This window comes from Kocuria sp. cx-455 (assembly GCF_057707085.1).
Genome location: NZ_JBYIPM010000003.1, coordinates 100,643 through 118,041, shown reverse-complemented (window position 1 = coordinate 118,041; position 17,399 = coordinate 100,643). Strand labels below are relative to the sequence as shown.

19 protein-coding genes and 1 tRNA gene are annotated in these 17,399 nt (G+C 66.5%); 14 read left to right on the top strand and 6 right to left on the bottom strand.

Features of this window, described 5'->3' with window-relative positions; genetic code table 11:
* Positions 1-185 precede the first annotated feature (185 nt).
* The 3 genes from AC3ENJ_RS06065 to ygfZ all read left to right on the top strand — a co-directional run bounded on the left by AC3ENJ_RS06065 (position 186) and on the right by ygfZ (position 2,721).
* A complete protein-coding gene (locus AC3ENJ_RS06065; protein WP_190781315.1) occupies positions 186-794 on the top strand; it encodes a hypothetical protein in 609 nt (202 codons plus the stop codon).
* Between the two features lie 116 nt (positions 795-910).
* The gene (locus tag AC3ENJ_RS06060) at positions 911-1,519 is read left to right on the top strand and encodes a nitrobindin family protein (protein ID WP_431813392.1); all 609 of its coding nucleotides are present in this window, start codon (positions 911-913) and stop codon (positions 1,517-1,519) included.
* Positions 1,516-2,721 (top strand): CAF17-like 4Fe-4S cluster assembly/insertion protein YgfZ, encoded by a 1,206-nt coding sequence (gene ygfZ / locus AC3ENJ_RS06055; RefSeq protein ID WP_190781317.1) that lies wholly within the window; start codon positions 1,516-1,518, stop codon positions 2,719-2,721. Before AC3ENJ_RS06060 ends, ygfZ begins: the two co-directional genes overlap by 4 nt.
* Positions 2,722-2,866: 145 nt before the next feature.
* Here ygfZ and AC3ENJ_RS06050 read toward each other — a convergent pair whose 3' ends face one another.
* The gene (locus AC3ENJ_RS06050; protein ID WP_190806830.1) at positions 2,867-3,898 is read right to left on the bottom strand and encodes an ATP-dependent 6-phosphofructokinase; all 1,032 of its coding nucleotides are present in this window, start codon (positions 3,896-3,898) and stop codon (positions 2,867-2,869) included.
* A 182-nt stretch (positions 3,899-4,080) separates the two neighbouring features.
* Here AC3ENJ_RS06050 and ppk2 point away from each other — a divergent pair, with 182 nt between their 5' ends.
* Positions 4,081-4,992 (top strand): polyphosphate kinase 2, encoded by a 912-nt coding sequence (gene ppk2 / locus AC3ENJ_RS06045; RefSeq protein WP_190781319.1) that lies wholly within the window; start codon positions 4,081-4,083, stop codon positions 4,990-4,992.
* A gap of 87 nt (positions 4,993-5,079) precedes the next feature.
* Here ppk2 and AC3ENJ_RS06040 read toward each other — a convergent pair whose 3' ends face one another.
* Positions 5,080-5,451, bottom strand: a complete 372-nt coding sequence (locus AC3ENJ_RS06040; protein ID WP_190781320.1) for a hypothetical protein — start codon at positions 5,449-5,451, stop codon at positions 5,080-5,082.
* A complete protein-coding gene (locus AC3ENJ_RS06035) occupies positions 5,452-6,660 on the bottom strand; it encodes a pyridoxal phosphate-dependent aminotransferase (protein ID WP_190781321.1) in 1,209 nt (402 codons plus the stop codon).
* Positions 6,661-6,902: 242 nt separating this feature from the next.
* Here AC3ENJ_RS06035 and AC3ENJ_RS06030 point away from each other — a divergent pair.
* From AC3ENJ_RS06030 to AC3ENJ_RS06005, 6 genes are all read left to right on the top strand, one after another.
* Positions 6,903-6,975, top strand: a tRNA-Trp gene (locus AC3ENJ_RS06030).
* Between the two features lie 61 nt (positions 6,976-7,036).
* Complete coding sequence (secE, locus tag AC3ENJ_RS06025) at positions 7,037-7,300, top strand: preprotein translocase subunit SecE (protein WP_190781322.1); 264 nt, start codon at positions 7,037-7,039, stop codon at positions 7,298-7,300.
* A 44-nt stretch (positions 7,301-7,344) separates the two neighbouring features.
* Positions 7,345-8,187: a transcription termination/antitermination protein NusG gene (gene nusG / locus AC3ENJ_RS06020; RefSeq protein ID WP_431813391.1), complete on the top strand. Its 843-nt coding sequence runs from the start codon at positions 7,345-7,347 to the stop codon at positions 8,185-8,187.
* A 135-nt stretch (positions 8,188-8,322) separates the two neighbouring features.
* Positions 8,323-8,751, top strand: a complete 429-nt coding sequence (rplK, locus tag AC3ENJ_RS06015) for a 50S ribosomal protein L11 (protein WP_190781324.1) — start codon at positions 8,323-8,325, stop codon at positions 8,749-8,751.
* A 90-nt stretch (positions 8,752-8,841) separates the two neighbouring features.
* Entirely contained in the window at positions 8,842-9,552 is a 711-nt protein-coding gene (gene rplA / locus AC3ENJ_RS06010; RefSeq protein WP_431813390.1) for a 50S ribosomal protein L1, read from the top strand.
* Positions 9,553-9,754: 202 nt separating this feature from the next.
* Positions 9,755-10,909: a GNAT family N-acetyltransferase gene (locus AC3ENJ_RS06005; protein ID WP_431813389.1), complete on the top strand. Its 1,155-nt coding sequence runs from the start codon at positions 9,755-9,757 to the stop codon at positions 10,907-10,909.
* Positions 10,910-10,915: 6 nt separating this feature from the next.
* On the opposite strand, the gene AC3ENJ_RS06000 is transcribed toward AC3ENJ_RS06005, so the two are convergent.
* From AC3ENJ_RS06000 to moaA, 3 genes are read right to left on the bottom strand one after another with little or no spacing between them, the layout of a single operon-like run.
* On the bottom strand, positions 10,916-12,169 hold the full coding sequence (locus tag AC3ENJ_RS06000) for a molybdopterin molybdotransferase MoeA (protein WP_431813388.1): 1,254 nt from the start codon (positions 12,167-12,169) through the stop codon (positions 10,916-10,918).
* On the bottom strand, positions 12,162-12,425 hold the full coding sequence (locus tag AC3ENJ_RS05995; protein ID WP_431813387.1) for a MoaD/ThiS family protein: 264 nt from the start codon (positions 12,423-12,425) through the stop codon (positions 12,162-12,164). The genes AC3ENJ_RS06000 and AC3ENJ_RS05995 overlap by 8 nt, the downstream gene beginning before the upstream one ends.
* Positions 12,426-12,432: 7 nt before the next feature.
* A complete protein-coding gene (gene moaA / locus AC3ENJ_RS05990; protein WP_431813386.1) occupies positions 12,433-13,509 on the bottom strand; it encodes a GTP 3',8-cyclase MoaA in 1,077 nt (358 codons plus the stop codon).
* A 44-nt stretch (positions 13,510-13,553) separates the two neighbouring features.
* On the opposite strand from moaA, the gene AC3ENJ_RS05985 reads away from it, so the two are divergent.
* The 4 genes from AC3ENJ_RS05985 to fdhD are packed head-to-tail and all read left to right on the top strand — an operon-like array spanning position 13,554 to position 17,255.
* Complete coding sequence (locus tag AC3ENJ_RS05985; protein WP_431813385.1) at positions 13,554-14,855, top strand: molybdopterin molybdotransferase MoeA; 1,302 nt, start codon at positions 13,554-13,556, stop codon at positions 14,853-14,855.
* Positions 14,848-15,330 carry a cyclic pyranopterin monophosphate synthase MoaC gene (gene moaC / locus AC3ENJ_RS05980; RefSeq protein WP_431813384.1) on the top strand — a complete coding sequence of 161 codons (483 nt, stop codon included), beginning with the start codon at positions 14,848-14,850 and terminating at the stop codon, positions 15,328-15,330. The genes AC3ENJ_RS05985 and moaC overlap by 8 nt, the downstream gene beginning before the upstream one ends.
* Positions 15,327-16,415, top strand: a complete 1,089-nt coding sequence (locus AC3ENJ_RS05975) for a molybdenum cofactor biosynthesis protein MoaE (protein WP_431813383.1) — start codon at positions 15,327-15,329, stop codon at positions 16,413-16,415. The genes moaC and AC3ENJ_RS05975 overlap by 4 nt, the downstream gene beginning before the upstream one ends.
* 6 nt (positions 16,416-16,421) lie before the next feature.
* Positions 16,422-17,255 (top strand): formate dehydrogenase accessory sulfurtransferase FdhD, encoded by an 834-nt coding sequence (gene fdhD / locus AC3ENJ_RS05970; protein ID WP_190781332.1) that lies wholly within the window; start codon positions 16,422-16,424, stop codon positions 17,253-17,255.
* Positions 17,256-17,399: the final 144 nt, after the last annotated feature.

The following is a 17,399-nucleotide window of genomic DNA, read 5'->3' as shown; positions in this document are numbered from 1 at the left end:
GAGTCCACCAAGGGAATTCCCCCGGGCGGCTATGACGACCATTATAAATATTTCACCGGTGCCGTAACTTTCACGGACATGGGGAACCTCGTTGCCCGGGCCAGTAGGCGTGCTGACCCGTTCCCACGTTCGGGGCGGTTAGGCTGAAGGGAACATCTGCCCCAGACCGTGCGCGGAGGACACCCATGAGATACGCAAGGATCATCGGCGCGGCTGCCGGCTCGCTGATTCTTGCCCTCGGTGCCAGTGTGCTGGGTGGATTGCTTCCGCTGATCGTCTCCGTGGTGATGGCCGTGGTGATCGCGGTGGGGTGGCCCGCGGCTACAGGGATCAAGGCCCGCCGCCGGCACAACGTGATCATTGCCGCGGCCGGCGTGGGCGCGTGTTCCCTGGTGAACTTCGTCCCGGATCAGCAGCTCATCTGGCTCCCGGCCGTGGTGGGCGTGGCCTTCATGATCGTGTGCGTGGCCGAATTGGTGCGAGGTGAAGGAGCCACGGGCCGGTTGGAATCCACCCTGGCCTCCGTGACGGGTGTCCTGGCCGCCGTGAGCGCCTCGGGCTGGATCGGGCTCAGTCACGTGGAGGAGCTCTACGGGCTGGGCACCTGGGTCACCATGACCGGCGTGGGTTTGCCGCTCGCCCTCATCATCGGTGTGGTGGGTGTGCGGATCATTTCCGCGGCACCGGAGACACCTGAGCGCAGGGGGTTGCTGACCCTGGGCGTAACACCCGTTGCACTACTCGGTGTGGCAGCGCTGTTCGCCGGTCGGATACTGGCCACCGTGGTAGCTTAGAACCATGCTTGCACTCGAAATCTTTTACCTCGTCCTGTTGGTTCTGGCCGGTCTCGCGATCGGCGGTATTGCTCTGAAGGTCATCACCGGTCTCTTCAAGGGCCAGCTCTAAACCCATGCCCGTCGAGATCCCCACCAATCTCACTCCGGAGCTCGTGCCGTTCGCTTGGCTCCTGGGGACCTGGGAGGGCGAGGGCTTCATGGGCTACGGAGACGCCGAACAGCGCGCGTTCCTGCAGCGGGTCACGTTCGAGCAACACAATCTGCCGTTCGTCGTGTACCGCGCGCAGACCACGCTCCTCAATGACGAGGGCGAACCCCAACGCGAAGCCACCTACGAACAGGGTTTCTGGGAACTCGCTCGCCCTCGCGAGGACGGGGATATCGGCCCCGGCATGCTGCCTCCCGACCCCGTGCCGGTCCTGAAGACCGCTCAGGACGTCGAGGACCTGCGTAATGCTGACGGTGGTTTCGACATCTCCGTCTCCATGCTTCACCCGGGTGGTATTTCCGAGCTCTACCTCGGGCAGATCAAGGGACCCCGTGTGGACCTCGCCACGGACGCCGTGATGCGTGCCCAGGGGTCCAAGGAGTACGCCTCCGGAACCAGGCTGTACGGCTTGGTCAACGGGAACCTCATGTGGGCGTGGGACATGGCCGCCAACGGTCATGAATTGGCCACGCACGCCTCCGCCGAACTGAAAAAGGTTGATTCGCACCAGTGACTTCCGCTGATTCCTCGTACCGATCCGTTCTCCTCTCGCGCCCCGGCGCTGTGGCGGCAGACAACCTGGACGAGGGGGTGGCCGGCCACTACGGGGACCCCGTTCCCGAACAGCGCGCGCTGGATCGCGGCACGGGGTACGTGGACCAATCCCAGCGCGGGGTTGTGACGGTGACCGGCGCGGACCGGCTCAGCTGGCTCACCACGCTGTCCTCGCAGGTGCTCACGGGTCTCCAGCCCGGGCAGAGCACCGAGACAATGTTCCTCAGCATCCAGGGCAGGGTCGAGTTCGCACCCCACGCCGTGGACGACGGAACCACCACGTGGCTCATTGCCGAGGCTCAGGAGGCTCCCGGGCTCGCGGCGTGGTTGGAGTCCATGAGGTTCGCCATGCGCGTCGAGGTCGCGGACGTCAGCTCCCAGTGGGCCGTGATCGCCGCGACCAAGGACCTGAGCGCGCAATTGACCGCCGCGCTGGAAGGCCCGCGGGCGGCGTCGGAGGCCGTGGTCGTGTGGCGCGACCCCTGGCCCGAGATCTCCCCCGGCGGCTATGCCTACAGCGCGGCCCCGGACCACCCCGGGTTCGAACGCCCGTGGTTCGAACACCTGGTCCCCATGAACGCTCTGGAGACCGCGGCCGCAGCCCTGGAGGAGCAGGATTGCACCCCGGCCGGGTCCTGGGCGGCGGAGGCGCTGCGTATCGCGGCCTGGCGACCACGCTGGGGTGCCGAGACGGACGCCAAGACCATTCCCCACGAGCTCGACTGGATGCGCACCGCGGTGCACCTGTCCAAGGGGTGCTACAAGGGCCAGGAGACCGTGGCCCGCGTGCACAACCTGGGGCACCCGCCGCGCAGACTCACGTTCCTGGACCTGGACGGTTCCCAGCACACGCTGCCGGCAGCCGGCGCGGACGTGGTCCTCAACGACAAGGTGGTCGGGCGCGTGACGTCCGCCCGGTTGCATCACGAAGCCGGCCCCATTGCCCTGGCGGTACTCAAGCGCAACGTGGACCCGCAGGCCGACCTGCTGGTGCGGGACACGGTCGAGCAGCACCCGGAGCAAGAAGGCACCCGGGGCAGCGATGTGGCCGAACAATGGTCTGCCGCTCAAACCGTGGTGGTTCAGCCGGATGCCGGTTCGGTGGTTGGCCGACCCAAGAACCTCATGCGGGGTCCGCGCGACGGCGGGATGCGACTCTGACGTCACACGGAAACGCCATTGCGGCGGATCGGGACTATTCCTGATCCGCCGCAATTCATTGTGAGCGCGGTTCGTGACCGCGCGGAGGTACGGCGGGACTCGCGATCGCTCTGGGGCCACCGTGCCCGCCGACGCCGCCGGGGGCCTACCGGCCGAACAGCACCTTGGCTTCTTCGTAACGCTCCAGCGGGACGGCTTTGAGGCCGTCGAGCGCCTCACTGAAGTCCACGCGGACCACGTCCGTGCCGCGCAGGGCGCACATCTTTCCCCACTCGTGTTCGGCGGCCATGCTGGCGGCAGCCATGCCCAGGCGGGTGGCGAGCACGCGGTCGAAACCGGTGGGGGCACCTCCGCGTTGGATGTGGCCCAGCGTGGTGTTGCGGGTTTCGATCCCGGTGATCTCCTCGATCTGCTGGGTCACGAAGTCACCCGCCCCGCCAAGGCGCGGCCGGCCGGAGGCCTCTTGTCCCTTACCGGCAATGGCCTCGTCGTAGCCCTCGGGGATGAACCCCTCGGCAACGACCACCAGGGGGGCACGACCTCGGTCGTACACTTCCTTGGCCCATTTGGAGACCTGTTCCATGGACTCGCGGTGCTCCGGGATCAGGATCGCGTGGGCGCCGGCGGCCATCCCCGAATGCAGGGCGATCCAGCCCACGTGGCGGCCCATGACCTCTGCCACCATGCAGCGGTGATGGGATTCGCCGGTGGTGCGCAGCCGGTCCATGGCGTCGGTTGCGATGGACACGGCGGTGTCGAAACCGAACGTGTAGTCGGTGGCCTTCAAATCGTTGTCAATGGTCTTGGGGACGCCCACCACGGGCAATCCCGCGTCCGCCAAGCGCTTGGCACCCGCAAGGGTGCCCTCGCCGCCGATAGCCACGATCGCATCGATCCGGTTGGCCTCAAGGACCTTGGCGATGTTCTCCGGGCCACCATGGGGGCCGTCGAAGGGGTTGGTCCGCGAGGTGCCCAGAATGGTGCCGCCCTGGCGTGCGAGGCCACGAACGCTTTGGCGGGGGAGCTCCATGATGTCCCCCTCGACCACACCGCGCCAACCGTCACGGAACCCCACGAAATCGTGATCGTAGGACTTGATCCCGTGCAGAACAGCACCGCGGATCACGGCGTTCAATCCGGGGCAATCTCCGCCGCTCGTCATCAGGCCAATTCTCATGCGTGCTTCAGCGCTCCTCGGTGATCGAGTGTTGAATCTTCACCGCTCAGTCTAATGAGTCGCGGGTGGGGCCGATAAGGAGAGCTACCGCGCCGTGTTCAAGACTCGTTAACCCCGCCACCTAGAATTGCTGGGGAGACGCACACAGGTGCCGCCCGCGGCACAAGCCACTAGGAGGACATATGACCCCGCAGCAGGAACCGGCACGGGAGAACCTCCGCGAGTTCATCGACAAACTTGTGGAACAGGGGTACACGGTGCGGGACGGTCAATCCCCGGACCCGGACCTCATTGATCCAGGTGGAAGCGCCGTGGAGACGTGGCGCGAGGGCTACCCGTACGACGAGCGGATGTCCCGGGAAGATTACGAGCTTGAGAAGTATCAGCTCCAGATCGAGTTGCTGAAGTTCCAGTACTGGGGCCAGGACAACGACCTCAAGCACGTGATCGTGTTCGAGGGCCGCGATGCCGCCGGCAAGGGTGGCACCATCAAGCGCTTCACCGAACACCTCAACCCGCGTGCCGCGCGTACCGTGGCGCTGAACAAGCCCTCGGACCGGGAACTGGGTCAGTGGTATTTCCAGCGCTACATCCAGCACCTGCCCACCAACGGTGAGATTGTGCTGTTCGACCGCTCGTGGTACAACCGGGCCAACGTGGAACGCGTCATGGGTTTCTGCACCGATGAGGAGTACGAGAGCTTCATGAAGCAGGCCCCCACGTTCGAGAAGATGCTCGTGGATGACGGTATCCACCTGACCAAGTTCTGGTTCTCCGTGACCCAGCACGAACAGCGCACACGCTTTGCCATCCGCCAGATCGATCCGGTGCGCCGCTGGAAACTCTCGCCCATGGACCTGGCGTCCCTGGACCGCTGGGAGGACTACACCGTGGCCAAGGAAGAGACCTTCCGACGCACGGACACGGACCACGCACCGTGGATCACCATCAAGTCCAATGACAAGAAGCGCGCTCGCCTCAACGCCATGCGCTACTTCCTCAACCAGTTCGACTACGAGGACAAGGACACCTCGGTGGTCTACCCGCCGGACCCGCTGATCGTCCGTCGTGGCCGCGACGCCGTGGACGACTGACGGCTACCGGTCGTGAACTACAAGCTGGGCCCCGCACCACGTGGTGCGGGGCCCAGCCCGTGTTGGGGGTCGCTCGGGCGAGCTCGTTCAGTGCTTCACCGTTCGGGCAAAGTTATGGCGGTCCACCAGGAACCAGGATGCCGCAGCGTTACCGGCGGCCACACCGAACACGGAGGGCCACGCGCCGATCTTCTTGGCCAGCGGGTGGGACACTCCGAAGCCCGCGAGGTACAGCACACTGAGTCCCGCGGTGGTGGCGGGCCCGGCCGATGTGTACCAGGTGCGCCCGGCCAGCACGCCGTTGGCCAGGAGCACCACTCCACCCAGGGCCCGAACCCTGGTCCACCGGGCCACGGCGTAACCGCCGGTCAGACCCCCGGCCACCACGGCCGCACTGGGCAGTTGCACGGGGGAGGGCAACTGCTGGTCCACGGCGTGCAGTGTTTGCTTGAGGTTCATTTACTTGGCTCCCAGAACGTTCTGCAGGCGGGACAAGCCCTCGGCGAGGTCGTCGTCGCCCAGAGCGTAGGACAGGCGCAGATACCCGGACGGGCCGAATGCCTCTCCCGGGACCACGGCCACTTCCGCGCGCTCCAAGATCATGTTGGCGAGCTCTGCACTGGTTCGGGGCGTGACACCGTCGAACTCGCGGCCCAGCAATCCGGTCACGTCGGGGTACGCGTAGAAAGCGCCGGTGGGAGTGGGGCAGACTACGCCGTCAATGGCATTGAGACCGTCCACGATCATCCGCCGACGTCGATCGAAGGCCTCGCGCATCCGCGTCACCTGGTCCGTGGGCCCGTTCAGGGCGGCCAGCGCCGCCCGTTGGGCCACATTGTTCACGTTGGAACTGAGGTGGGACTGCAGATTGGTGGCGGCCTTGATGACGTCCTTGGGGCCGACCATCCAGCCCACGCGCCAGCCGGTCATTGCATATGTTTTGGCCACGCCGTTGAGCAGGATCAGGTGCTCGCCCAGCTCGGGAGCGGCCTGGGCGATGGAGGTGAACTCCACGCCGTCGTAGGTGAGGTGCTGGTAGATCTCGTCGCTGATCACAAAGATGCCCTTGGACGCGGCCCATTCGCCCACAGCCTTGGTCTCCTCGGCGGTGTACACGGAACCCGTCGGGTTGGACGGTGAGCAGAACAGCAGCGCCTTGGTTTTCTCGGTGTGGGCGGCCTCGAGCTGCTCCGGGGTGACTTTGTAATCCTGATCCGCGCCGGCGAAGACCTCAACGGGGTTGCCGCCGGCCAGGCGGATGGCCTCCGGGTAGGTGGTCCAGTACGGGGCGGGCAACAGGACATCGTCGCCCTCGTCCACCACGGTCTGGAACGCCTCGTAGACCGCCTGCTTGCCCCCGTTGGTGACCAGCACCTGTGAGGGGTCCACGCTCCACCCGGAATCGCGGGCGGTGGCGTCCGCAATGGCCTGGCGCAACTCGGGAAGACCCGCGGCGGGGCTATATCGGAAGTTCTTGGGGTCCTCGAGTGCCTGCGCCGCGGCCTCGACAATGTAATCGGGGGTCGAGAAGTCCGGCTCGCCGGCCCCGAAACCGATCACGGGCCGCCCTTCGGCCTTGAGTGCCTTGGCCTTGGCGTCCACCGCGAGGGTCGCGGACTCGGCAATCGCGCCGATCTTGCGAGAAATTCGCTGCTGAGCTGGGGGCATGGTGGTCAACTCTCCTCGGTTCGGTGACAGCGTCCGCCTTGACTGCGCAGCCAGAAGGCGCTCGCGTCTCAGTTTAGGCGGGCATCCGCATTCTTTGCACGATAGCGGCCGTACGCGTAAGATCATTTGTTGGTGCGTTTACTTTCGCGCGCCCGGATGCGGACCCGTGCCGGATCCCTCGTGCGGAAGTGCTAAGCTCATGCACCGTGTTGGTGGTTTTGTGTGAGCAAGCCGCAAACTGAAGGGCAGTGGCGCAATTGGTAGCGCAGCGGTCTCCAAAACCGCAGGTTGCAGGTTCGAGTCCTGTCTGCCCTGCTTCAGACCTACAACGGCACATAAACCACCGCCGGGAACCAATCCACGCAGGGGAGAGCCGATGTCGCACACCGTTACCGGAGAAACCTCGGACCAACCCGCTGGATCGGACCAGCAGCGGGGCTTTTTTGGTCGCATCTGGTTGTTCTTTCGACAGGTCATCGGCGAGCTCAAGAAGGTCGTCGCGCCGTCGCGTCGCGAACTCGTCAACTTCGTTCTGGTCGTGCTGGTCTTCGTGGCCTTCATGATGTTGTTGATCTCCCTTCTGGATCTGGGCTTCGGCCAGGTAGCCATCTGGGTCTTCGGCAACGGCGACCAGGCCTGAGACCACCCCAACTTCTAGCCGTCCACAGAAAGCAGGAATCTCCAGTGACCGACCACGAGCTCGAAAACGAAGCCACCGGGCCAGCGCAGCCCGAGTCCGCCGCCGCGGATGCTGCGCAGTCGGAGGCTGCCGAGAGCGTGTCCGCCACTGCCGATGAGGTCGAGCAGACCCCGGCTGAGAACGAGACCTCTGACGCGGACCAGGCAGAGCCCTCGAACCCCGAGGATCAGGACGCCGAGGACCAGGACGCCGTCGACGAAGTGGACCCCGTGGAGGAGTTCAAGTCCCAGCTGCGCCGTCAGGAAGGCGACTGGTTCGTGATCCACACCTACGCCGGCTACGAGAACCGCGTGAAGACCAACCTGGAGACCCGTATCCAGTCCCTCAACATGGAAGAGGACATCTTCCAGATCGAGGTGCCCATGGAAGAGGTCGTGGAGATCAAGAACGCACAGCGCAAGACCGTGCGCCGCGTTCGCATCCCCGGATACGTGTTGGTTCGGATGAACCTCACCGACGCCTCATGGGGTGCCGTCCGCCACACACCGGGCGTCACAGGATTCGTGGGCCAGGACGCCTACAACCCCGTGCCGCTGCGCATGGACGAAGTGTTCGAGATGCTCGCACCGGTCTTCGAGACCCCGGAAAAGGCCAAGGGCCTGGGCGAGACTTCCGGTGGCGGTGCCGCTTCCGGCGCCGCGGAGCCTGCGGTCACCGTGGACTTCGAGGTCGGCGAGTCCGTGATCGTGAAGGAAGGCCCGTTCGAGACCCTCCCGGCCACGATCTCCGAGATCAAGGTGGAATCCCAGCAGCTCGTGGTGCTGGTGTCCATTTTCGAGCGCGAAACCCCGGTCACCTTGGGCTTCCACCAGGTCACCAAGATCTGATCTCGCCCCCAGTTTTCGGACACCCCCGGATGAGCTTTGGTCCGGGGCGTTTCCGTTCGGTCACCGCGCCACGGTGACCACCCGCCGTCGTACGCTCCTGTGCGGCGGTACGTACAGCAAGCAAAGGACCATCACATGGCTCCCAAGAAGAAGGTCGCTGGCCTGATCAAGCTGCAGATCCAGGCAGGTGCCGCCAACCCGGCCCCTCCCGTGGGTCCCGCACTCGGTCAGCACGGCGTCAACATCATGGAATTCTGCAAGGCCTACAACGCGGCCACGGAATCCCAGCGCGGCAACATCGTGCCGGTGGAAATCACCGTGTACGAGGACCGTTCGTTCACTTTCGTCACCAAGACCCCGCCGGCTGCGCAGCTGATCAAGAAGGCTGCTGGCGTCGCCAAGGGTTCCGGTGTGCCCCACACCAACAAGGTCGGCAAGATCACCATGGACCAGGTCCGTGAAATCGCCGAGACCAAGAAGGAAGACCTCAACGCCAACGATGTCGAGGCAGCTGCCAAGATCATCGCCGGCACCGCCCGTTCCATGGGCATCGAGGTTGCCTGAGCGCTCTAGCCGGCTCTCAGTACCAGACATTTTCCCGTGGCAGGGCCGAGCGCGGTCCGCAGACCACAACTGCACAAGGAGAACAAGCAGATGGCAAAGCGCAGCAAGGCATACCAGGCGGCTGCAGCCAAGATCGAAGAGGGCAAGTTCTACGCCCCCGCCGAGGCAGTCGCACTGGCCAAGGAATTGGCCGCAGGCAGCAAGTCCGACCCCACCGTCGAGGTGGCCATGCGATTGGGCGTTGACCCCCGCAAGGCCGATCAAATGGTTCGCGGCACCGTGAACCTGCCCCACGGCACCGGTAAGACCGCCCGCGTGGTCGTCTTCGCAACCGGGGACAAGGCTGCGGCTGCCGAGGCAGCCGGCGCCGATTACGTGGGTTCCGATGACCTGATCGCCAGGGTCCAGGACGGCTGGGTGGATTTCGACGCCGCCGTGGCCACCCCGGACATGATGGGCAAGGTCGGTCGTCTGGGTAAGGTTCTGGGTCCCCGTAACCTCATGCCGAACCCCAAGACCGGCACCGTGACCATGGACGTGGCCAAGGCTGTCGGTGACATCAAGGGCGGCAAGATCGACTTCCGTGTCGACAAGCACTCCAACTTGCACTTCATCATTGGCAAGGCGTCTTTCGACACCCAGAAGTTGGCGGAGAACTACGGTGCGGCTCTGGAAGAGGTGCTTCGTTTGAAGCCTTCCGCTTCCAAGGGTCGTTACGTCACCAAGGCCACCGTGGCCACCACGTTCGGCCCGGGTGTTCCCGTGGATCCGAATGCCACCGAGGTGGTCAACGAGCCGTGATCCTCGTTCGTGCCGGTGAACGGCCCGTTTGAAAAGCGTGACGGAAGGGCTCGGACCAATCATGGCCGGGCCCTTCCGCCGCACCATGGAGGGCCACGGTAAACTGAGCAGTACGCTTGCTATCTCGTGCCGAATGCAATGACGCATGATCGGCGGAGAGCGGGTTCGTTCCGAACAGGTCGGAACGCGGAAGGAGTTCCACGTGAGTCAGACATCAGCGCTGACCATTGAGCTGCTGCGTATCCCTGACGGGTTCGATGAGGCTGCACAGGATCAACTCGGGCAAGTGGCGGCCCTGGTGCAGCTGTCGAGACGTTACGTGTGGGGTACCGCGGAGCTCAGCAACGACGCCCACGACATTTTCCGGGACCTCAAGGACCCCTATGAGCGCGTCAATATTCTGTGCGCCTACATGGACGGCCGACTGGTCGGCCGCGCCGAGGTGCGCATGCCCCTGATCGCCGAGACGGACAGTGCGCAGATCGTGGTGGATGTCGACCCGGATGAATTGTCCGAAGGCATCGGGCGTTCCCTGCTGTCCGCGGCCGAACAGCTGGCCCACGGCGAGTCGCGGCGCGTGATCCGTCTCATCACCGAGCACCCGGCCTCCGAGCTACGGGCCCCGTCGGGGCCCGGCGACGGCAGTGTCATGGGTGGGGAGAGCAACGCAGTGGGCGTCCAATGGCTTAGCGCTGCGGACGGCTCCGGCCAACTGCCCGCGAGCCATCGTCAAACGCGTTTCGCGCAGCACGCCGGTTACGAGCTGCAGACGGTCAGCAGCTTTGCTCTGCTGGACGTGCCGCTGTCCCAGGACCGTCTCGACTCCATTGAGAGCTCATTGCAAGACGTTCCCTTCGTGGAACGCTACGCGCTTCACACGTGGGTGGGTTCCGCCCCGGAAGAACTGTTGGAGCCACTGGCTCGTCTGCATGCCCGCCTCCCCAGTGATTCATTCGTCAAACCGATCGTGAGCGATCCGGATCCCTGGGATGCGGAACGCGTACGTCGCACCGAGCGGCTGCGCGCGGAGGACGGCGACCGCTCGCTCATGGCCGTGGCCGAGGAGCGCGAGAGCGGCGAACTGGTGGGCATGACCGAGCTCATTCTGGCGCAACACCGTCCCACGCTGGCGTTGCAGGACGAGACCCTGGTAATCCGTGAGCATCGTGGGCGCAGGCTGGGGATGCGTCTGAAGATCACCAACCTCAAGCAGCTTTCCGAGGTGCAGCCGGAAGTGGACACGGTGTACTCGTGGACCCACACCGGTAATGACCGCATGAACTGGGTCAACGCGCAGCTGGGTTTCCAGGACGCCGGCCAGTCAGCCGTGTGGCTGCGGGACTTCCGAGCCGACTGACCCGTCCTACCAGGGCAGAACCAGCGCGGTGGTCCGGGCGCCCGCCGACAAACCCTCCACGGGCACGCTCAGCAGGGCATCGGCGCGGGACAATCCGCTGAGCATGTTGGCGCCGGTGTCCCGACACAGTGACCACGCGCCGTCGGCCCCCTGCACCGCGGGGAGTAGCCGTTCGCGGGGTGCCCCCGGAATGTCATGCGCCACGCACACGCGGGGGTTGGCCGGAACCGGTCGACCCAGGACTCCGTGCAGGAACGGAATCACCAACAGGGTCAGCGCGGTCATGGCGGCCAGGGGGTTACCGGGCAGGGCCAGGACCGCGGTGCCGGGAGAACATGCCGCAAACACTGTGGGGTGGCCCGGTTGTAGATCCAGCTCGTCGATGATCGCGGTCGCGTGCCGCTCGAGATGGGCCCGCACGTGATCGGTCCGTGAGCGAGCGGTGCCGCCGGTGGTGATCACCAGGGGCAGGTGATGGGCCACAGCGTCTTCGAGAGCGGATGCAAAGGCCGCCGCGTCATCGGGGAGGCGTTCCACGGCAGCCACGCGGGCCCCCAGGGTCTCGAGGACGGCGGGCAAGGACGGCGAGAAGGCATCACGGACGAACCCCGGTGCAGGAACCCCCGAGACCTGCACCTCCGAGCCGGTGAGGAGCAAGCGCGCGGCGGGCACCGGTGCCACAGGCAGGGTGTCCACTCCGCTCACCGCGGCGAAAGCCACGTCCGCGGGAGTCACCACCGTGCCGGCGGTGAGGATGACGTCACCGGCGGAACACTCGGCGCCCGCCTGCCGGATATGCCGCCCCGCCAGTTCCGAGCGGGGCCCGGATTCGTCGAATACCAGCTCGTTCCCGGAGCGCACCGCGTACTCGTCGCGAATGATGGTTTCGGCCCCTGCGGGGATCACACCGCCGGTGACCACGGGAACGGCCTGTCCGGGGGTCAACCGGACGGCAGCGGTCGAGGCGGCGTCATGGACAGTGGGATCACCGTCGACCAGTCGCCAGGGCCCGGAACCGCAGACCGCGTAGCCGTCCATTGCACTGGAGGTGTAGTGCGGTACGGGGCACAGCGCCCGCACATCCTGGGCGAGGGTGGCCCCCACTGCCGCGGGGAGTCCCACGGACGTGCTGGGAGGCAGGGTGGCGGCCACCGCTCGGCCCAGTTCATGGGCCAGCTGCTGCGCCTGAGTGCGGCGGGCGTGGGCGGCCGGGGTGATCCCGCGCCACCACGCGTGCGGGACCGGAGCGGGCTCAGCCACCGGCGAAGGGCGGCAGCACGTCCACGGTGGACGCCGGGGCAATGGTGGATTCCGGATCCTGGTGGCGCACCCCGTTGACCAGCCAGGAACACTGCGGCAGCACCTGCGCGAGGGTTTTCTCCCCGGGAGGGGCCACCGGGTGCAGAGTGGTGAGCACCTGCTGCAGTTCGGAGCGGGTCATGGTCGCGTGAGCGATCACCTCTTCCTGCTCGGTACCGGCGGATGCGGCCGCGGCCGCGAAGTAGCGAACGAGCACTGCTGTGTCAGCCTCCAATGGCGCTCATGCTGCGGTCTGGTTGCACGTAGTCCTCGGAGTCGAGTCCCGCGTGATCCATGCCGTGGGCCCGAGGTTTGACCCACATGGCGGCGCGCCAGCGTTGGGCAATGTCCTGATCGGTGGCATTGGAACGCAGTAACTGCATGAGATCCGTCTCGTGGTGGGAGAACAGGCAGGATCGCACGCGGCCTTCCGCGGTGACGCGTGTGCGGGTGCAGTCCGCGCAGAACGGCTCGGTCACGGAGGCAATGATGCCCACGGTGCCGAGCACTTCGGTGCCGCCGCGTACGCGCACGAGCATCTTCTCGGCGGGGGCACCGTTGCGGGGGGTCTCATCCGGGCTCAGGTCGAAGTGCTCGCTCAACTGCTCCCGGATCTCGGCCGCCGTGACCATGTTGGTGCGGGTCCAGCCGTGGTCCGCGTCCAGCGGCATTTGTTCAATGAACCGCAGGGAGCATTGGTGCTCGAGCGCCCAGCGCAGCAGTTCGGGTGCCTCGCGATCGTTGACGCCCCGCATGAGCACGGCATTGAGCTTCACGGGGGCCAAACCCGCGGCCTGCGCGGCGGCGACACCCTCGAGAGCCTCGCTGAGCTTGTGGCGGCGCGCGAGTTTCGCGTAGGTCTCGGCGCACAGGGTGTCCAGGGATACGTTCACGCGGGTCAGCCCGGCGGCGACCAGCCCCCGGGCGCGGTGGGCCAGCCCGATGCCGTTGGTGGTCATGGACACGGGAAACTCGGGCAGCGCCTCGGTCACCGCGGCCACGATGTCTTCGAGGTCGGGTCGGATCAGCGGCTCACCTCCGGTGAGGCGCAGTTCTTTGACCCCGAATTCCTGGGCGGCAATGCGGGTGAGCCGCACGATCTCGTCCGTGGTCATGAGGGACGTCTTAGGCAACCATGCCATGCCCTCCGCGGGCATGCAGTAGGTGCACCGCAAATTGCATTTGTCCGTGATGGAAATGCGCAGGTCCGTGGCCACGCGCCCGAAACGATCCGCCAGGGGGCCGTGATCGGGCACGCCCTGGACCGGTAGCGCCTGGGGGATACCGAGGAAAACGGACATGTGACCAGTCTAAAGCGTCTGTCCACCCCGCTTAGGGTAGGAGTATGAGTCGCAGCATCGAACACCACGCCTTAGCCGTCCGGGCAACGCTCGAGCTCGGGTACGACGCCGCCGCGGCCACTGTCGAATTACCCCTCGCCCGGGCGCGGGGCGCCGTTCTCGCGCGGGATCTCAGGGCGCCCATCCCCTTGCCGCCGTTCACCAATTCGCAGATGGACGGTTACGCGGTGCGCGCCGCCGATCTTCGGTCGGCGGGTCCTACCGAGCCCGCTATTACCCTGCCCGTGTCGGGAATGCAGGCCGCCGGGTCCGCCCCATCCGCGCTCGCGCCAGCGACCGCCGTGGCCGTGATGACCGGGGCCGCACTGCCCCGCGGCGCGGACGCGGTGATACCCGTGGAACGAGTGACCCCGCCGTCCTTCGACACGGATCGCATTGCCATTTCCGCGGAGGTGGCCGCCGACTCGGTGCCCGGAACGTTCGTGCGCGCCGAGGGCAGCGACGTCGCACGCGGCGCCGTGGCCTTACCCGCCGGTACCGTCCTGGGACCCGCAGCCCTGGGTGCGTGTGCGGCCCTGGGTATGGATGAGACCGCAACCGTTACCGTGCGGCGCGGCCCGTCGGTGCTGGTGATCACCGGCGGCGACGAAGTCCTCTGGCCCGGAACGCCGCTGACGCCGGGGGCCATTTACGACGCCAACGGTTCGCTGCTCACCTCGTGGCTCGGGGAAGCGGGAGCTTCCTCGGTCACCATGCTCAGCGTCACGGACGACCCGCACGAGTTCTCCCGGCGGCTGCGCGAGTACGTGGACAGCTCCGCCGTCCACTTGATCGTGACGAGCGGAGGGATCAGCGCCGGTGCCTTCGAAGTGGTTCGCGTGAGCCTGGAACGTGATGCGAACATGTGGTTCGGGCACGTGGCCATGCAACCGGGCGGGCCGCAAGGATGCGGTCAGTACCGAGGCGTGCCCGTGATCTGCTTCCCGGGGAACCCCGTGAGCACCTGGGTCTCGTGCGAAGTGTTCCTGCGGCCGGCGCTCTCGCGGGTGTGGGGCTGCTGTGCTCCACCGCTGTGGGGTTCTGCCGTCCTCACTGAACCGGTCCGGGGCCTGCCCGGCCGCACCCAGCTCCGCCGTGGTGTCCTCGACACCGCGGCGGAGGGGGCCGCCGGGGAACCTGCGGTGCGCTGTGTGGGGGGAGTGTCGTCGCACCTGTTGATGTCAGCCGCACGCGCTAACGTGGTGCTTTGGATCCCGGCGGGGGACCATGAGCTCCCGGCCGGGACACGCGTACACATGTTGCCCGTCCACGGCGGGACGATCGGAGGGGAGGCGGCCGGTGAATGAGCACCAGGACCGGTTGACGCACGTGCGCGAGGACGGCACGGCGCACATGGTGGACGTGAGCGAGAAGGCGGTGACCTCCCGCGAGGCCACGGCCGTGGCCGATGTGATCACCCGACCGGACGTCATTGCGCTGCTGGCCACCGGTGAGCTGCCCAAGGGGGATGCTCTGGCCGTGGCGCGGATCGCCGGGATCATGGCGGCCAAACGCACCCCCGACCTGATTCCGCTGTGTCACCCGCTGCCGCTGTCCAAAGTGACGGTGGACCTGACCCCGGGTGAGGACCGGGTGAGCATCACGGCCACGGTCAAAACGCGCGGCGTCACCGGTGTGGAGATGGAGGCACTGACAGCCGCCAGCGTGGCGGGACTCACGCTGTACGACATGATCAAGGCCGTGGACAAGGCTGCCCGGATCACGGGCATCCAGGTCGTGGCCAAATCCGGTGGTAAGAGCGGCGATTGGAGCAGATCGTGAACCGGGACCACCGAGCGGCCGGTGAGCGCCGGGCCACCTCGCACACGGACAAGGACCACGAGTCGCCCCGGGACGGGTCGCACGGAGTGCATTTGTCCGGGCGCCGCGCCTCGGTCGTGATCGTCTCTTCCTCCGCCGCGCGCGGTGAGGCCCAGGATCTGTGCGGGCCCATCCTGCACGACTGGCTGGTCGGCATGGGGCTGAGCGTGGACCCGGTGCGTGTGATCGCGGACGGCCCCGACGTGGAGGCGACCCTGCGGGAACTGACCGAACACACGCCACTGGCCGAACGCCCTCGATTCATCGTGACCAGCGGCGGCACCGGGCTGAACTCGGACGACGTCACCCCGGAGGCCACCGCACGGATCCTGGAACGGGAATCCCCCGGGATCATGCATGCCCTCTGGACCGAGGGCTTGGCCAAGACCCCCACCGCCGTGATGAGCCGCGGGGTGGCGGGTCACACGGGCAAGACGTTCGTGGTGAACCTGCCCGGCTCGAAGGGCGGCGTCAAAGACGGGATGGCGGTACTCGAGCCACTGTTGAATCACATCAGCGCCCAGTTGGAAGACGTCCACGGGCATGGCGACCAACGCAGTACCGGTCCGAGCGAGTCATCCGGCGGCGCACCGACCGCGGTGCGTGACCCTGCGGTGACGTCGGGAGTCCTGCACGCGCACATCACCACCGAGCCCCTCGACGCCGCCCGGGCACAGGATGCGGTGACCGCCGCCGAGTGCGGGGCCGTGGTGGGATTCAGCGGGGTCATCCGCGACCACGACGGCGGCCGCACCGGTGTGACCGGGCTGGAGTACAGCGCCCACCCGGACGCGGACACCGTGATGCGTCAGGTCGCGGAGGAAATCGCCGCGCAGTTCCCGGGCGTTAGGATCTGGGCCGAGCATCGCATCGGCGCCCTGGTCGTGGGGGACAGCGCCCTGGAGGCTGCGGTGGCCTCGGCCCACCGCAAGGAAGCCTTCACCGCGTGTGACGCGTTGGTGGATCTGATCAAGGCGCGCGTGCCCATCTGGAAACGACAGACGTACACGGACGGAACCCATTCGTGGGTGGGACTGGACGGATAAGTTCTCATGGTCAGCAGAATCGTGGTTCCGGCTCGCGTGCGCAGATTATCCGCCGCTGGTGAGGAGTTCACCGGCCCGGACAAACTCGCGGGGGAGGAGCCGCTGGAGATCCGGCTCAACGGCGAGCAGTTCACCGTGACCATGCGGACCCCCGGACATGACTTCGAACTGGTTCCCGGTTACCTGCTGAGCGAGGCCGTGGTACGAGACATGGCCCATATTGCGGGCATGGATTACAGCTCCGGAGTGGACCAGGACGGCCACCGCACCTACAACGTGATCGACGTGCGGCTCGTACCGGGCGCACCGGGCCCCACGAGGACCGCGGCGCGCAACGTATACACCTCGTCCTCGTGCGGGGTGTGCGGGACGTCGTCAATGGAGGAGATCGTCAAACCCAGTTCGTACCCCGTGCCTCCCGTACGCCCGGTCATGGGTGCCCGGCGACTCGTGGAGTTACCCGATGAACTGCGCACCCACCAGCGAGTCTTCGAGGCCACCGGGGGAGTGCACGCCGCGGGATTGTTCCTGGCGTCCTCGTCCGAGCCGCTCGTGGTCCGCGAGGACGTGGGCAGGCACAACGCGGTGGACAAAGTGATCGGCTGGGCCATGCATCACGACCGGCTACCCCTCAACGACTGCGTGCTGCAGGTCTCCGCCCGCGCATCCTTCGAACTGGTCAGCAAGGCCGCGATGGCGGGGATCCCGGTGCTGTCCGCGGTCAGTGCGCCCTCGGCGCTCGCGGTGAAACACGGCCGGGAACACGGCGTGACCGTGGTGGGCTTCAACCGCCGGGGTACCTGCAACGTCTACACGCACCCGGAGCGGATCACGGACTAGGATCGCCCCGCGCCGCCGGATCCGCTGCAGCAACGGCCGCGTTTCCGATTTGGCGCGGCCGGAATCGGTCGGGTACATTGGGACGTACCTAAGACCGCCGGTCATCACGCGTGCGCAAGCATGCGGGATCGAAGAGTTCTCCGG

What these genes read in the sequence shown, in the direction of transcription:
- AC3ENJ_RS06035 (WP_190781321.1), bottom strand. Translation starts at nt 6,660, where the DNA reads ATGCCCCCAGCTCAGCAGCGAATTTCTCGCAAGATCGGCGCGATTGCC.
- rplA (WP_431813390.1), top strand. Translation starts at nt 8,842, where the DNA reads ATGGCAAAGCGCAGCAAGGCATACCAGGCGGCTGCAGCCAAGATCGAA.
- moaA (WP_431813386.1), bottom strand. Translation starts at nt 13,509, where the DNA reads ATGTCCGTTTTCCTCGGTATCCCCCAGGCGCTACCGGTCCAGGGCGTG.
- AC3ENJ_RS06065 (WP_190781315.1), top strand. Translation starts at nt 186, where the DNA reads ATGAGATACGCAAGGATCATCGGCGCGGCTGCCGGCTCGCTGATTCTT.
- AC3ENJ_RS06040 (WP_190781320.1), bottom strand. Translation starts at nt 5,451, where the DNA reads ATGAACCTCAAGCAAACACTGCACGCCGTGGACCAGCAGTTGCCCTCC.
- ppk2 (WP_190781319.1), top strand. Translation starts at nt 4,081, where the DNA reads ATGACCCCGCAGCAGGAACCGGCACGGGAGAACCTCCGCGAGTTCATC.
- AC3ENJ_RS05985 (WP_431813385.1), top strand. Translation starts at nt 13,554, where the DNA reads ATGAGTCGCAGCATCGAACACCACGCCTTAGCCGTCCGGGCAACGCTC.
- rplK (WP_190781324.1), top strand. Translation starts at nt 8,323, where the DNA reads ATGGCTCCCAAGAAGAAGGTCGCTGGCCTGATCAAGCTGCAGATCCAG.
- AC3ENJ_RS06050 (WP_190806830.1), bottom strand. Translation starts at nt 3,898, where the DNA reads ATGAGAATTGGCCTGATGACGAGCGGCGGAGATTGCCCCGGATTGAAC.
- secE (WP_190781322.1), top strand. Translation starts at nt 7,037, where the DNA reads ATGTCGCACACCGTTACCGGAGAAACCTCGGACCAACCCGCTGGATCG.
- fdhD (WP_190781332.1), top strand. Translation starts at nt 16,422, where the DNA reads ATGGTCAGCAGAATCGTGGTTCCGGCTCGCGTGCGCAGATTATCCGCC.
- AC3ENJ_RS06060 (WP_431813392.1), top strand. Translation starts at nt 911, where the DNA reads ATGCCCGTCGAGATCCCCACCAATCTCACTCCGGAGCTCGTGCCGTTC.